Source organism: uncultured Clostridium sp. (assembly GCF_963515715.1).
In the GTDB taxonomy this organism is placed as follows: Bacteria; Bacillota; Clostridia; order Clostridiales; family Clostridiaceae; genus Clostridium_AW.
In genome coordinates this window covers 1-15,277 of record NZ_CAUPZS010000047.1, presented here as the reverse complement: position 1 = coordinate 15,277, position 15,277 = coordinate 1, and the positions used below count along the sequence as shown (strand labels likewise).

Here is a 15,277-nt window from a genome sequence, read left to right as displayed (position 1 = left end):
ATTTAGGATTAGGCTCTTTATGACCATTAGAACATATTGCAAAATCCCTTAAGCCAACATCAACACCTATCTTTGTATCAATTTTCTGTAACTTTATATTTTCTGTATCAGCTAAAATCGATATGTAGTATTTTCCACTTGGCGTTTTTGAGATAGTACAACTTTTGATAAGACCGTCTAATTTTCTATGCTCTTTTATCTTAATTCTGGATTTTAATTTAGGAATTTTAATATGTTCGTTTTCTATATATACAGTACCTTTTTGATTATTTGTAGTGAAACTATGATAATTGCTTTTTTTGCTTTTGAATTTTGGAAATCCTACTGACTTATCTCTAAAAAAGTTTTTATAAGCTTTGTCTAAATTTAGTTGTTCATTTGCTAAAGCTAAACTATCAACTTCTTTTAGCCACTCAAATTCAGATTTATATTGTGATGGAGTATTCCTTAGCATTTCTCCAGTATTTTTATAGTGTTCTATCTTTTCAGCCAACATTTTGTTATAGATAAACCTAGTACAACCAAAGGTTTTAGCTAAATATAATTTTTGCTCTTCATTTGGATAAATTCTATATTTATAAGCTTTCAACACATAATCACCTCATTTCACACCTTGATTTTCTATATATTTTTTAACTATATCTATAGTCATTCCACCAATTATTATAATACAATAACTTCTCTTCTATACTTTATAGCTAATACTAATCAATAACACTACCTTTCAGCTAATATAACTGATTATAGTTTGTCATACTTGTTGCCTATCGGCAAGTGCTATTCATCTCCCACTTATAGAAGAAGGGAGAATTTTGCACAATTATGTTAAAAATTATTTAAGTACTTTTTAAGTATACAGATAATTTAAATTACTCAAAGTTAGTATTCTCATAAAAATTATATTTTATAGATTTTCAATATGTTACTAATTCAGCTGATGAAATATTTATACACAAAACAGTTGCATATAACAACTGTTTTGTATTACAATTAATATGAGGTGACAAAATGGATAACAAAGAAAGCCACTATCTAAGAGAACTGATTAGAGTTCTTGTGAGAAATCTTGGAATACTAGAAAAAGGTGAAGCAACCTGTTGTGGAACTACAGTATCTCAATGTCATGCTATTGTAGAGATAGGAAGAGCAAAAGAAATATCACTAAATGAACTTGCCGAATTATTAGCATTAGATAAAAGTACAATGAGTAGAACTACAAATAACTTAGTAAATTCGGGATTAGCAGTTAGAGAGTTACATCCAGAAGATAGAAGGTACGTAGCAATTAAATTAACTGATGAAGGAATGAAGGTATTCGAGAATATAGAGAATAGTATGGAACAGTATTATAAAAGTATTTTTTCATCTATACCAGAAGAAAAAAGAGCTCAGGTGCTAGAGAGTCTACAATTAATTATAGATGCTGCAAAGAAAAATAAATGTTGTTAATGAAAGGGGTATAAGTCATGGGTAAGAATATTAAAGGTGAAGTTAAGTCTTATTATGGAGATATTGCAAAAAAGGTAAATAGCAATTCAAAGGCATCCTGTGGATGTGGAACTGCTTGTTGTGGGGACGTAACAGATAATTCAAACATTTATACAAAAGAATATTTAGAAGGATTACCAGAGGATGCTGTAAATGCTTCTCTAGGGTGCGCCAATCCAGTAGTTTTGGCTGAATTAAAGAAAGGTGAAACTGTATTAGATTTAGGAAGCGGTGGAGGAATAGATGCATTTATATCATCAAAATATGTAGGACATGAAGGTAAGGTCTATGGACTTGACATGACTGATGAAATGCTAGAGCTTGCAAACAAAAACAAAGAAAAAATGGGAGTAAACAATGTAGAATTTATCAAGGGATATATAGAAGATATTCCACTTGATAATGAAACTATAGATGTTATAACCTCAAACTGTGTAATTAACCTATGTGAAGATAAAGAGGATGCTTTAAAAGAAGCTTATAGAGTTTTAAAACAAGGTGGCAGACTTGCTATAGCAGATATTGTTCAGTTAAAAGATGTTCCTAAAGATATTAAGCATAGTGTTGAGATGTGGGTAGGATGTATTGCAGGAGCCTTATATATAAAAAATTACGAGGATATACTTAAAAAGGTTGGCTTTAAAAATGTAGAAATTATACCAGTGAATGTATATACTAAGGAAGTTATTGAAGATATAGCAAAGCAAAAGAATTTAGGTGAAGTATATAGCCAGATTGATGCTGAATTACTTGATGGTGCTTATGCTAGTGCACATATAAAATCGTATAAGTAGGTAACTTAGGTGAATTATAATACAAGAGAAGCAAAGGTTGAAGATATACCATATATAACTAATATTTATAATCAAGGCATTGAGGATAGAATCGCTACCTTAGAAACTAGATTAAGGGATATTGATGAAATGAAAGAGTGGTTCACTAGTAGAAGTGAGAGGTATAAAGTTGTAGTCCTTGAAGATTGCAAAGTCACAGTAATTGGATGGGCTTCTATAAATGTGTTTAATTCAAGGTGCTGCTATAGCGGTATTGGTGATTTTTCAATTTATGTAGAGAGAGACATGAGAGGCAGGGGGCTAGGTAAATTGCTGCTAAACTATCTTATACAAATTGCTAAAAAACAGGATTTTCATAAGTTAGTTTTAAGTACTTTTGAGTTTAATGATGTAGGTAAAAATTTATATAAGTCTACTGGATTTAGGGAAGTGGGAACTTATATAAACCAAGGAATTCTTGATGGCAAATTTGTTAATATAACTATTATGGAGAAGCTTTTATAAACTTATATCAATATGATATGGATTAAGTAAAAGGAGCCAGTTAGGGTATAACAGTCACTCTAGCTGGTTTTTTTTATTGTGATTTTCCCTTTAGAAATAAACTAATAATGATAGAAATATAGCAAAAGCTCTAAAACACATTGACACTTATCTATGTCTTGGTATATTATACATATAGAAGGTTATCTATATGTATAAATTAAATGTAATGTTGAGGTGAGTAAAATGAGCAAAAACTATGGAGAATATGCATTATTTATGAAAGCATTATCGGATGAAACAAGAGTAAAAATCTTCGATATGCTTTCTAATGGAGAGCTTTGTGCATGTAATATACTTGAGGAATTTAATATAACGCAGCCGACACTTTCTTATCACATGAAAATTTTATGTGAAAGCGGGCTTGTGGAGAGCAAACGTGATGGAATATGGATGAAATATTCAATTAATAAAAATTCTGTGGAGTTATTACAAAATTTTTTTGATGACATAGGAGTGAAAGTTTTAAGGAGATGATTTTATGTTTATATTTCAATGGTTAAATAATCAATTATTAAAAATGGAATGGTTACATAATTTAGTAACTTTACTTGTGAAAAATGTATTTGGATTAGACGTAAATAGCAAAGTTGGAGGGAGTATTCACTTCTTTATCTATGATGTTGTAAAAATATTTATATTGCTTTCAGTTTTAATATTTATGATTTCATATATTCAAAGCTTTTTTCCACCTGAAAGAACTAGAAAAATTTTAGGTAGGTTTAGTGGAATTACAGCTAATATATTGAGTGCGTTACTTGGAACCGTTACGCCATTTTGCTCTTGTTCGTCCATCCCACTATTTATAGGATTTACAAATGCAGGATTACCAATTGGAGTTTCCTTTTCATTTTTAATATCTTCACCTCTTGTAGATTTAGCATCTGTTATTCTACTTGCAAGTATATTTAACTGGAAGATTGCAATAGCTTATGTGGTTGTAGGTATTGTACTAGCAGTTATTGGAGGAACTATTATTAGTAAATTGAAACTTGAAAAGTATGTAGAACCATTTGTTTATAACAACAAGGTCCTTGAAGTTGAACAAGAAGAGTTGACTACAAGTGATAGAATAGATTTCGCAAAAGAACAAGTATTAGACATAGTAAAAAAAGTGTGGCTATATGTTTTGATAGGTGTAGGAATAGGTGCTGCTATACACAACTGGATTCCAGAGTCAATAATAACTGCATTACTTGGACAAGGTAAATGGTATTCTGTTCTATTAGCAACTTTTGTAGGGATTCCTATGTATGCTGATATTTTTGGAACATTACCTATTGCTGAAGCTTTGGTTTTAAAGGGAGTAGGACTTGGCACAGCACTATCCTTTATGATGGGCGTAACTGCACTTTCTCTTCCATCTATGATTATGTTAAAGAAAGTTGTTAAGCCAAAACTTTTAGCTACATTTGTAGGCATTGTTGCCCTAGGAATTATTATAATTGGATACAGCTTTAATGCCTTTAGTTATCTTTTTATGTAAGGGGGTAAATTTATGACAAAAAGATGGTTTTTAGCAATTTATAGCGAGGATGCTATAAATGAATAATAAAAATGCTATGAAGTCTAAAAATATTGCCATAAAGATTATAGTACCAGTTCTACTTTTGTTCATTGTGGTTGGTATATGGTTTGTAAAAAATCATAAAAAAACCATTGATTCAGTAGAGAGCAATAATGCTGACTTTGCCTTGCATGTAACTAAAGAAATTGACCTTGAAAAGTTAAAGTCATATGGACTTCCTATTATCATCGACTTTGGTGCAGACTCTTGTATCCCTTGCAAAGAAATGGCTCCAGTATTAAAAGAATTAAATAAGGAGCTTCAAGGAAAAGCTATTATAAAATTTGTTGATGTGTGGAAATATCAGGCTTTAGCTGAAGGTTATCCAATAAGCGTAATACCCACGCAAATTTTTATTGATGCAAAGGGTAAACCATACAATCCAAAAGATCCTGAAGCTAAACAAATGAAGGTTTATTCATTAAGAGATACAGGAGAGCATGTCTTCACGGTTCATGAAGGTGGAATGACCAAAGAGCAAATGTTAAATATATTGAAAGAAATGGGGTTGAAGTGATGGATATTGTAATTAACCAATGGCTTACTTCTATTTCAACTTCTATTTTTCAAAATATATGGCTAGCACCTATCTTAGCATTGCTTGCAGGGGTAATAACTTCCATTACTCCTTGCGCGCTTACAAGTGTACCTCTTGTGATAGGATATGTAGGAGGCATGGGAGAGAGAGATACAAAGAAAGCCTTTTGGCTTTCCTTGGTATTTTCTATAGGTATGTCTGTGACATTTACTGTTTTAGGTACAGCGGCTTCTCTTTTGGGGAAGCTTATGCAAGGGACAGGTTCCTGGTGGTATATAATTCTTGGTATACTTATGCTTTTAATGGCTCTACAGACCTGGGAGGTATTTAACTTTATTCCATCCTCCTATGCCATTAGTAAGAATAGTAAACGTGGTTTTGGAGGAGCATTTTTGGCAGGAGTTTTAGGTGGATTTTTTTCATCCCCTTGTGCAACACCGGTTTTAGTTGTTTTGCTTGCTATAGTGGCAAAGGAAGGAAGTCTTTTGTGGGGAATACTACTGTTACTTTTATATTCTTTAGGACATAGCTTCTTAGTACTCATTGCAGGTACATCTGTGGGTTTTGTTCGAAAGTTATCATCAAGTAAAAAATATGGTATGGTAAGTAAAGTATTAAAAATTCTTATGGGCTTAATAATTGCATTAATAGCTTTTTATATGTTTTATATAGGTTTTTAATTGGTTAAAATATTGAATTTTTTAGGAGGTAAATATTATGAGTGAGAAAAAAAGTTTATTTAGCGGTTTATTTGGAAGAAAAAAATCTGGTGGTTGCTGCAACGTGGAGAGTGTTGAAGAATCAAAAGAAGAAAACACACCTATAATTGAGGGTGCTATGAACATTAAAATTTTAGGTTCTGGTTGTAAAAATTGTGTTTCTCTTGCAGAAAACACAAAAATTGCACTATCGCAAATGGGTTTGGAAGCAAATATCGAAAAAGTTACTGATTTAGCGGCTATTACAGGGTATGGAGTAATGTCAACACCGGCTCTTGTGGTTAATGAAAAGGTAGTGTCTTTTGGGAAAGTATTAAAGTCTAATGAGATTGTTAAAATTCTCGAAAAGGTGGAGAAATAATATCGGTAATGATATTGAATTAGAAGTTAAAGAATCCTTATAGTTTTAATTAATATTTCGGTTAGAGCGATAGTAAATCACTTTAACCGTTTTTTCTTATGCTTTAAAGATTATTTTAAAAAAGAATAAGAACATTTACTGAAGTAGTGAATAAAATACTCTATATAGAGAAATGTTTATGTATCACTTAAATTTAATCTGATTTATATGATGTGTATTGACACTATATAGATAATGGTCTATATTATATATAGATACATATCTATATAGAGGGGTGATTAAGTGAAACAGAATTATGATGATAATGCAAAAATTATTAAGGCGCTTTCAGATGGCAACAGATTAAAGATAATTGATGTTTTATCTTGTGGAGAGAAGTGTGCCTGTGATATTTTAGAACATTTTGATTTTACCCAACCTACGCTTTCGCATCATATGAAGGTACTAACGGATTGTGGATTGGTGAATTCTAGAAAGGAAGGGTTGTGGAATTATTATTCTTTAAATAACTCTAATTGTAATAAATTAATTTTATTTCTTATGAATCTCGTAACAGATACAGATGAATGTATATGCAAAGATAAATCTAAATGTGAATGTAAATAGAAGGAGTGTATGATTATGAAAAAAATGATAATATTTGACCCAGCAATGTGTTGTTCAACAGGAGTTTGTGGACCAGGAGTTGATCCAGAATTATTAAGAGTGTCTACTGTATTGAATAATTTGCAAAATAAAGGAATTGTCATTGAAAGACATAACTTAACAAGCAATCCTCAGGCTTTTGTTGACAATAAGGTAATTAATAAACTATTAAATACTGAGGGTGTGGATATTTTACCAGTAACTATTGTAAATGGTGAAGTGGTAAAAATAAAATCTTATCCAACAAATGAAGAATTTTGCGCTTTATTAGAGGTACCTGAAGATTACTTAAAACTTACTATAAAAAAACCATCTGGGGGCTGCGGTTGTAGTGGTGGATGCTGTTAAGATGCTATTAATATAGAAAAGAGGGATTAAATGTTTAAGAATTTTAATGTAACAGAGATAAATTTAACAAAATATTTGTTTTTTACAGGAAAAGGTGGAGTAGGTAAAACTTCAACAGCTTGCGCTACAGCAGTGTCTTTAGCTGATGCAGGTAAGAGGATTATGCTTGTTAGTACAGACCCAGCTTCCAATCTTCAGGATGTTTTTAATACTGAATTAAATAATAAAGGAGTCCAAATTAAGGATGTACCCAATCTTGTAGTTGCAAACTTTGATCCAGAAGAGGCAGCTGCTGAGTATAAAGAAAGTGTAATAGCTCCCTATCGTGGTAAATTACCAGAAGTAGTTTTAAAAAATATGGAGGAACAGCTTTCAGGTTCATGCACTGTTGAAATAGCTGCCTTTAATGAATTTTCCAGCTTTATAACTGATGATAAGGTATCAAAGGATTATGATCACATAATATTTGATACAGCACCAACAGGACATACACTAAGAATGTTACAATTGCCATCAGCCTGGAGTAATTTCATTAGTGAAAGCACCCATGGAGCATCCTGCTTAGGACAGCTTTCAGGGCTTGAAAGTAAAAAAGAAGTTTATAAAAATGCAGTTGAAAATTTAGCTGATAAGGAAAAAACTACACTTATACTTGTATCTCGTCCTGAACCATCACCGCTAAAAGAGGCTGAAAGAGCATCTAAGGAGCTTCAAGACATAGGAGTAAATAATCAAGTTTTAATAATTAACGGTATTCTTGAAGAACATGATGACTATCTTTCTAATGCTATTTATGAAAAACAACAAAATGCACTAAAGGATATGCCAGAAGGGATTAAATTCCTTGAAACTTATAAAATTCTCCTAAGACCTTATAATGTAACGGGCTTAGAAAATGTAAGAGCGTTTTTAAATAATAACAATATTAAATATAGTAGTGAAAAGTTAAATACCCATAACATACCTAAATTAAATAATGTTATAGAGGATTTATATAGCAGTGGCAAAAAGGTAATATTTACAATGGGTAAAGGTGGAGTAGGTAAAACTACTATAGCTGCTGCCATTGCTTTAGGTTTAGCTAAAAAGGGGAAGAAAGTACATTTAACAACTACCGACCCAGCAGCTCATCTAAAGTTTGTATTAGATGAAACCTATGGTATTACTTTAAGCAGTATTGATGAAAAGGAAGAGCTAGAAAAATATAAAGAAGAAGTATTGAGCAAAGCAAGAGAAACAATGAGTGATGATGATATTGCTTATGTTGAAGAAGATTTAAGATCTCCTTGTACTCAAGAGATAGCAGTGTTTAGAGCTTTTGCTGAAATAGTTGATAGGTCAGAAAATGAAGTTGTAGTTATTGATACAGCACCAACAGGACATACGCTATTACTTTTAGATTCAACTCAAAGTTATCATAGAGAAATTCAGCGTTCTCAAGGAGATATTCCAGAATCAGTTAAGAAACTTTTACCTAAACTTAGAAATGAAGATGATACAGAGGTTATTATTGTAACTCTTGCAGAAACTACACCAGTTCATGAAGCTTTAAGATTACAGGAAGATTTAAAAAGAGCTGATATTCACAGTAAATGGTGGGTTATCAATTCAAGTTTCTATGCAGCCAATACAACAAATGCTATTTTAAAAGTAAAAGCGAGCAATGAAGTGGAGTGGATTAACAAAGTAAATGAAATATCTAAAGGAAATTTTGCAGTAATAGAATGGAAAGCAGAAGAGATTAAGGGAGAAAAACTTTTAGAACTATTAAACTAAGGAAAGAGATTCAACTTGATTTGGATGGTTTTTGTCGGTTTTATTATTGTATATCCTCTCGAACTAAAAATTAAAAGGGGTGAATTAATGCACATGAAATGGGAATATAAGGTATTTGAACTTAGACATTTTTTAAGTTTAGATAAGAACTCAACAATAGAAGAAGAATTAAATAAATACGGAGAAGATGGTTGGGAACTTGTAGGGGTTTTACAAAAACCATACACAACACTAGGAAATCCACCAAAGTTGGATAGTGATTCGATAGTATTTAAAAAAGCAGTTGTAGGGTAATAAAGTGGCAGTGTTTAACAAAAGATGTGCTAGGGTTTAATTATTTGAATAAAGAGTTTTAGTTATATGTTAAGTAAAAAATTCCGACAAAAACCATCTTAATAAAAAAATATTGAGATAACACAAACTATGTTTTAAGTATTGTTTATAAAATAAACATAGGAGGCTAAGAAAATGAGAATACTCGTTATAGGAGCCGTAGCGGCAGGAACATCAGCAGCTGCAAAGGCTAGAAGAAATGATGATAAAGCAGAAATAGTAGTATACGAAAAGGATAAGGATATTTCTTATTCAGGCTGTGGACTTCCTTATTATATAGGGGGAGAAGTAGGAGACATTGAAGAGCTTACACCAAGAGATTCTATATTCTTTAAAAAGAAATATAATATAGATATTTTTACTAGTTATAAAGTGCTGAAAATAGAGTCAGAGAAAAAAGAACTAATTATTAAGAATCTAAATACAGATGAAGTATTTAAGGATAGATATGATAAGTTAGTTATTGCAACAGGTGCTACGTCCTTTGTACCTAGTGTAAAAGGTATAGATAATCCTAATGTATTTTTCTTAAGAAATGTTGAAAGTGCTAGAAATATTAAAAATTTCATAGATGAAAGAAAACCAAAGCATGCAGTAATTGCAGGTACTGGATTTATTGGATTTGAAATGCTTGAGAATATAATGGAATATGGAATAAATGTTACTATTATAGAAAAGCAAAGTAAAATAACACCAAATCTTGATGAAGATATGGCAATATTTTTAGAAAATGCTTTAGCCAAAAAGAATGTTACTATTATGAAAAATAATAGTATTGTTGAAATTCATGAAGACAAGGTTATCTTAGAAGATGGTCAAGAAATAGATAGTAATATTGTTATTATGGCAACTGGAGTAAGACCTAACATTACACTGGCAAAGGAAGCAGGAATGGAGATTGGAGTTACTGGTGGAATAAAGGTTAATAACAAGATGCAAACAAATATTAAGGATGTTTATGCTTGTGGTGATTGCATTGAGACCTTTTCTGTAATTACAAAGAAGCCAGTATATAGACCCCTAGGGTCAACAGCAAATAAAACGGGAAGAATTGCAGGGGATGTACTTACTGGTGGTACTTTAGAATATAGGGGCAACCTAAGTACTGGAATATTTAAGTTGTTTGATATGACAATTGCAAGTACAGGATTATCTGAAAGGGAAGCTTTAGCTGAAGGATATGAAATAGTAATGTGCCATAATATTAAACCAGATAAACCAGATTATTTTCATGGCAAGGAAATGATTATAAAGGCTATTGCAGATAAGAGGACACAAAAACTATTAGGTGTACAGGTTGTTGGGTATGAAGGTGTAGATAAGAGGATAGATGTGTTTGTAACTCTGATTACTTATGGTGCGAAGGTTGAAGATTTGTTTCATTTAGATTTGGCATACGCTCCACCATTTTCAACAACTAAAGATCCTGTTCACTACACAGGAATGATACTAGATAATGCTTTAAATAACAATAGGCCAATCATCACATCAAAAGAGATTCAAAGATTAGTAAACAAGGGAGAAAAAATACAAATCATTGATGCAAGAGTTACCAAACAATATGATGAATCCCATGTAGACACAGCAGTTAATATTCCTCACAGTAATTTAAGAGAAGGGTTAGAAACCTTAAATAAAGAAGCTTTAACAATAACTTATTGCAATAAAGGAGTAACTGGAAACGCAACTCAAAATATTTTGATTAACCATGGATTTAAAAAGGTTTATAACCTTTCAGGAGGACATAAGTTTTATAAAGAGACAAAGGATAGATAGAATAATTATTTATAGCATAATAAAGCAATAGAGGGGGATTTTAAAATGTCGGAAAATAAAGAAGTTAAAGGGAAAGGCTTAGGAGTATTTGAAAGATACTTAACAATATGGGTAGCACTTTGTATTGTAGTAGGAATACTTATTGGTAAGTTTATACCTGTTATACCACAAACCCTTAATAAATTTGAATATTATAATGTTTCGGTACCTGTGGCAATACTAATATGGCTTATGATATATCCAATGATGCTTAAAATAGACTTTTCTAGCATTGTTAGCGCCACAAAAAAGCCAAAAGGACTCGTAGTTACCTGTGTGACTAACTGGCTTATAAAACCATTTACTATGTATGCAATAGCAGCATTTTCCTTCAAGGTTGTATTCAAAGCCTTTATACCAGCAAATCTTGCCACTGAGTATTTAGCGGGAGCAGTACTTCTTGGAGCAGCTCCATGTACAGCCATGGTATTTGTATGGAGTTATCTAACAAAGGGTGATGCTGCATATACTTTAGTTCAGGTAGCAGTTAATGACTTGATAATTCTTATTGCATTTGCTCCAATAGTAGCATTTTTATTAGGAGTAAGTGATGTTCCGCTATCATACGGTACACTAATACTTTCAACTATACTTTTCGTAGTTATACCACTAGCATCAGGATTTTTAACAAGAAATGCTATAGTAAAAAATAAAGGACTAGATTACTTTAATAATATATTTTTAAAGAAATTTGATAATGTGACAATTATAGGATTGCTATTAACATTAGTTATTATATTTTCATTTCAAGGTGAGATTATACTTAATAATCCATTGCATATTATCCTTATAGCAATACCATTAACTATACAAACCTTCTTAATATTTGGGATTGCTTATGGATGGGCAAGAGCATGGAAGCTACCACATTCAATTGCTGCGCCAGCAGGTATGATTGGAGCAAGCAACTTCTTTGAACTTGCAGTAGCTGTTGCCATTGCACTATTTGGATTAAAATCAGGGGCTGCACTGGCTACAGTTGTTGGAGTATTAGTCGAGGTGCCAGTAATGCTTGCTCTCGTTAAAATAGCAAATAATACGAGAAGTTGGTTTGAATAAATTAATATCGATGATAAAGGAGAAGATAATATGAATAAAATAAGGAGTAGTCCCTATGGCCCAGATTATCAAGAATCCAAAGAAATTGAAGAGATGAAAAAATATCAAGATGCAGAAACAAATCAATTATTAAAAGAAATTATAGTGGAACTAAAAAATTTATCATCTGCGATTAATGTAATTGCAAAAAATGTGGAAATTTATAAGTAAGAAGCAAATTAATCTTAATAATGAAGCATAGTTTTATTATTAAAAACAAACCAAAACCGACAGGTTTCAACACCCTGTCGTTTTTTTATCTTTATTATCATATTTTCCTCTCAAGTTACGTAAGGTACGTAAAATAACGTACCTTACGTTAATGTGTCGATAAAACCTTGATAATTCACACTAAAGACAGAAAATACAGAATAATCAATACAATTAAGGGGATTTACGCCATAATATGGTTGAATATGGAAATGGATGATGTTATAGTAATATTAATACTAATACAAACAGATGTTCTTGTAATTTGAAAGGGGGCCATTTAATGAAAAAATTAATTAATGACTTGCCTTGGAATACAAAGCTTAAAATTTTAAGAATTGCTAAAGGGTGGACTCAATCGGAAGCAGCAAAGCGGTGCTGTACTAATCAAAAGATGTATTGGAGCTGGGAGAATGGAAAAAGTTATCCCCGGATGAATAGTCAGGTTTTAATTAGTCAAGTTTATGATGTGAAAAGGATGGAAATCTTTACTCAAAGCGAAATGAATTTTGATTGTTAAAAGGGAGGGGTCTTTGTGAAGTATACAATACTTGGATTTAAGCAAAGTGAGCTAGTGAAGTTTGGCTTGGACACTGTAGATGCACTGATATTAAGGTATTTTGTTGACTTTAAAGATAGCGGACGTATGGATAAAGAAGAAATAAATGATGAGATTTATCATTGGGTTAGATATGATAGCATAATAGAAGATTTACCTATATTGAGTTTGAAGAAAGATACCATATATAGAAGACTTAAGAGAATGTCAAAAAAAGACATCCTTAGACATGAAACTATAAGGGAGGGTGGAGTATATTCTTATTACGGTATTGGTTCTAATTTCATAAAGTTAATATCGGATTTTAAAACCAGCCCTTCGGAATTAAATGCTGAACCTTATGGAGAAACATCCATAACTCTTCGGGAAATAAGTCCCGAACAAAAGATTAATCTACTAAAAGACCCATCTACTAAAGATAATAATAATATATATACCTCAATTGTAAACTACTTGAATGAAAAAGCTAATAAAGGATACAGGGTAAGCAGTAAAAAAACACAGCAGCTAATAAGAGGGAAAGTCAGTGAAGGTTTCACTGTTGAGGATTTTTTAAAAGTAATAGACAACAAGGTGGAAGAGTGGTTGGGTACTGATATGGAAAAATACTTAAGGCCAGAAACCTTGTTTGGAAATAAATTTGAGGGATACTTAAATCAAAATAGCCAAGAGAGGGATTTTGAAGAAGTGGAGGGGGAAGGTCTTGGATTTAGGGTGTAAGGAAAAAATCAAAATATGCGAAACCTGTGGAGAACCCATAGGCATAGTGGTGGATTTATATTTTGGCTCTAGACTATATCCAAGGGCCTGCAAATGTAGAAGGGAAATCTATAGGCGAGAAAGATTTGAAGAGGAAAATAGAGAAAAGCAAATAAGGCTTAAAAGGGTTATAGCCAACAGCATGATGGATGAGAATTTTAGGACATGCACCCTTAAAAATTGGGATCATAGAGTAGGCAATAAAAGCTTATATAAAATAGCCCTTGAGTACATAGAAAAATTTCACCATATGAAAAATAAAAATCAAGGCATGTTGATTTACGGAGAACCTGGAAATGGAAAGACCTACTTTTCTTCCTGTATAGCTAATGCACTTATGGATAGATCCATTCCCGTAATAGCAGTAGGAGCTATAGGATTGACGGAGAGGATAAGTCAAAGCAAGAGAACTTGGGGAGATGAAGGAGTGTTTACAGTCTTAAACAGTTTAGAAAATGCAGACTTGCTTATTATCGATGACTTAGGCACAGAAGAGGATAATAAGTGGACAAGAGCTATGATATATCAGGTAATAGAAAAGAGAAATAGCTCAAGATTACCAGTGATTATAACCACAAATATAAGTATAAATGAATTAAAGGGACGGTATAATGACAGAACTTACAGCAGGCTTGTGGAGATGTGCAGCTTTATTAGGAACACTGGGGAAGATATAAGAAAAATTAAAGGCAAAGGAAAAACAGAAAAATTTTTAGGGGAGGTATTAAATTAAACATGAAAAACCATGTTGTTTTAAATGAGTTTCTTATAAAAGCCAAGCAGGATGACAAGGAAGCCTTAGGAAAAATAATAGAGTATTTCATACCTCTCATACTAAAGGAATCTTCAAGATACATAGTAAAATGTTACGACTATGAGGATTTAGTACAGCATGGATATCTCTCTGTAATAAAGGCTGTAAATATGTATAAAGGAGAGCCAGACTACTTCATTCCATATTGCATCAGAGCTATTCAACTAAACTACAAGGCTCTATTAAAAAAGGAAATTAAACATCATAGAGAAATACCAGATGAGTTTGTCCACTTAAATGAGGATTACTATTTTACCATAGAAGATGAAGTCTTAGCCTTTGAAAAAACAAAAGAATTATATGAAGCTATAGATAAACTTTCTGAGGAAGAAAAAAGTGTGGTAAGTAGTTTTTATATAAATAATAATACCTTAGAGGAAATAGCAGTAGGAGGAGAAAAAAGCTACAACAATGTAAGGTATATAAAAGATAAGGCAATTAAAAAACTGCAGAAGATGCTTAAGGAACATATATAGTAATTGATAGTTGAAAGTTGAGATTATCCATTCTCAACTCTCAATTTTAAAAAAGGTGGTGGGAATATGTATGACGAATTAGTTAGGCTTATTAGTAACTTAGGATTCCCAGTAGCAGTTAGTATATATTTGTTAGTAAAACTGGATAAAAGGTTGGAGGAACTGACTAAAGCCTTTTTAAAGTTTTCTAATATATTGCTTTCTGCTATGGAACACCATGAAGAGGAGAGGCGACTTTCATAAAAGAGAGTGGCCTCTCTTTTTTAGATTATTAGATGTTTAGATATAGATAAAATTCCTATTAAGTTTTTGGATTATGGAGATTGCAGAGGGATTTCAACTATATCTAGTAATCTAAGAATTTAGTAATTAAAAATATTTTTTTGCAGTTATCTTTTTAAAGTCATATATATAGGTGAAAACAAAAATAAAGG

21 protein-coding genes are annotated in these 15,277 nt (G+C 31.8%); 20 read left to right on the top strand and 1 reads right to left on the bottom strand.

Annotated features, from left to right (window positions below; translation table 11 throughout):
• On the bottom strand, positions 1-592 hold a 592-nt coding region (locus tag RYO54_RS19625), incomplete at its 3' end, for an RNA-guided endonuclease TnpB family protein (protein WP_315122381.1).
• Between the two features lie 416 nt (positions 593-1,008).
• Between RYO54_RS19625 and RYO54_RS19620 the strand changes: the two genes are divergently transcribed.
• The 20 genes from RYO54_RS19620 to RYO54_RS19525 all read left to right on the top strand — a co-directional run bounded on the left by RYO54_RS19620 (position 1,009) and on the right by RYO54_RS19525 (position 15,086).
• Complete coding sequence (locus RYO54_RS19620) at positions 1,009-1,449, top strand: MarR family winged helix-turn-helix transcriptional regulator (protein ID WP_315122380.1); 441 nt, start codon at positions 1,009-1,011, stop codon at positions 1,447-1,449.
• 17 nt (positions 1,450-1,466) lie between these two features.
• Positions 1,467-2,282 carry an arsenite methyltransferase gene (arsM, locus tag RYO54_RS19615; RefSeq protein WP_315122379.1) on the top strand — a complete coding sequence of 272 codons (816 nt, stop codon included), beginning with the start codon at positions 1,467-1,469 and terminating at the stop codon, positions 2,280-2,282.
• 9 nt (positions 2,283-2,291) lie between these two features.
• Positions 2,292-2,786, top strand: a complete 495-nt coding sequence (locus RYO54_RS19610; RefSeq protein WP_315122378.1) for an arsinothricin resistance N-acetyltransferase ArsN1 family A — start codon at positions 2,292-2,294, stop codon at positions 2,784-2,786.
• A gap of 225 nt (positions 2,787-3,011) precedes the next feature.
• A complete protein-coding gene (locus tag RYO54_RS19605; protein WP_315122377.1) occupies positions 3,012-3,302 on the top strand; it encodes a metalloregulator ArsR/SmtB family transcription factor in 291 nt (96 codons plus the stop codon).
• A 4-nt stretch (positions 3,303-3,306) separates the two neighbouring features.
• The gene (locus RYO54_RS19600) at positions 3,307-4,311 is read left to right on the top strand and encodes a permease (RefSeq protein WP_315122376.1); all 1,005 of its coding nucleotides are present in this window, start codon (positions 3,307-3,309) and stop codon (positions 4,309-4,311) included.
• 58 nt (positions 4,312-4,369) lie between these two features.
• Positions 4,370-4,909 carry a thioredoxin family protein gene (locus tag RYO54_RS19595; protein ID WP_315122375.1) on the top strand — a complete coding sequence of 180 codons (540 nt, stop codon included), beginning with the start codon at positions 4,370-4,372 and terminating at the stop codon, positions 4,907-4,909.
• Positions 4,909-5,610 (top strand): cytochrome c biogenesis protein CcdA, encoded by a 702-nt coding sequence (locus RYO54_RS19590; RefSeq protein ID WP_315122374.1) that lies wholly within the window; start codon positions 4,909-4,911, stop codon positions 5,608-5,610. Before RYO54_RS19595 ends, RYO54_RS19590 begins: the two co-directional genes overlap by 1 nt.
• Before the next feature lie 37 nt (positions 5,611-5,647).
• The gene (locus RYO54_RS19585; protein WP_315122373.1) at positions 5,648-6,010 is read left to right on the top strand and encodes a thioredoxin family protein; all 363 of its coding nucleotides are present in this window, start codon (positions 5,648-5,650) and stop codon (positions 6,008-6,010) included.
• Between the two features lie 282 nt (positions 6,011-6,292).
• Entirely contained in the window at positions 6,293-6,616 is a 324-nt protein-coding gene (locus RYO54_RS19580) for a metalloregulator ArsR/SmtB family transcription factor (protein ID WP_315122372.1), read from the top strand.
• Positions 6,617-6,631: 15 nt separating this feature from the next.
• The gene (gene arsD, locus RYO54_RS19575) at positions 6,632-7,003 is read left to right on the top strand and encodes an arsenite efflux transporter metallochaperone ArsD (RefSeq protein WP_315122371.1); all 372 of its coding nucleotides are present in this window, start codon (positions 6,632-6,634) and stop codon (positions 7,001-7,003) included.
• Positions 7,004-7,033: 30 nt separating this feature from the next.
• A complete protein-coding gene (arsA, locus tag RYO54_RS19570; protein WP_315122370.1) occupies positions 7,034-8,779 on the top strand; it encodes an arsenical pump-driving ATPase in 1,746 nt (581 codons plus the stop codon).
• Positions 8,780-8,803: 24 nt separating this feature from the next.
• On the top strand, positions 8,804-9,073 hold the full coding sequence (locus RYO54_RS19565) for a DUF4177 domain-containing protein (RefSeq protein WP_315122369.1): 270 nt from the start codon (positions 8,804-8,806) through the stop codon (positions 9,071-9,073).
• A 174-nt stretch (positions 9,074-9,247) separates the two neighbouring features.
• Entirely contained in the window at positions 9,248-10,888 is a 1,641-nt protein-coding gene (locus tag RYO54_RS19560; protein WP_315122368.1) for an FAD-dependent oxidoreductase, read from the top strand.
• 45 nt (positions 10,889-10,933) lie between these two features.
• Positions 10,934-11,986, top strand: coding sequence for an ACR3 family arsenite efflux transporter (gene arsB, locus RYO54_RS19555; protein ID WP_315122367.1), 1,053 nt, complete (start codon positions 10,934-10,936; stop codon positions 11,984-11,986).
• Between the two features lie 30 nt (positions 11,987-12,016).
• Positions 12,017-12,196, top strand: a complete 180-nt coding sequence (locus RYO54_RS19550) for a hypothetical protein (protein WP_315122366.1) — start codon at positions 12,017-12,019, stop codon at positions 12,194-12,196.
• A gap of 322 nt (positions 12,197-12,518) precedes the next feature.
• Complete coding sequence (locus RYO54_RS19545) at positions 12,519-12,755, top strand: helix-turn-helix transcriptional regulator (protein ID WP_315115498.1); 237 nt, start codon at positions 12,519-12,521, stop codon at positions 12,753-12,755.
• A gap of 15 nt (positions 12,756-12,770) precedes the next feature.
• Positions 12,771-13,514: a conserved phage C-terminal domain-containing protein gene (locus RYO54_RS19540; protein ID WP_315122365.1), complete on the top strand. Its 744-nt coding sequence runs from the start codon at positions 12,771-12,773 to the stop codon at positions 13,512-13,514.
• Entirely contained in the window at positions 13,498-14,286 is a 789-nt protein-coding gene (locus RYO54_RS19535) for an ATP-binding protein (RefSeq protein ID WP_315122364.1), read from the top strand. The genes RYO54_RS19540 and RYO54_RS19535 overlap by 17 nt, the downstream gene beginning before the upstream one ends.
• A gap of 2 nt (positions 14,287-14,288) precedes the next feature.
• Positions 14,289-14,843, top strand: coding sequence for a sigma-70 family RNA polymerase sigma factor (locus tag RYO54_RS19530; protein ID WP_315122363.1), 555 nt, complete (start codon positions 14,289-14,291; stop codon positions 14,841-14,843).
• Between the two features lie 66 nt (positions 14,844-14,909).
• The gene (locus RYO54_RS19525) at positions 14,910-15,086 is read left to right on the top strand and encodes a YvrJ family protein (RefSeq protein ID WP_315122362.1); all 177 of its coding nucleotides are present in this window, start codon (positions 14,910-14,912) and stop codon (positions 15,084-15,086) included.
• Positions 15,087-15,277 lie beyond the last annotated feature (191 nt).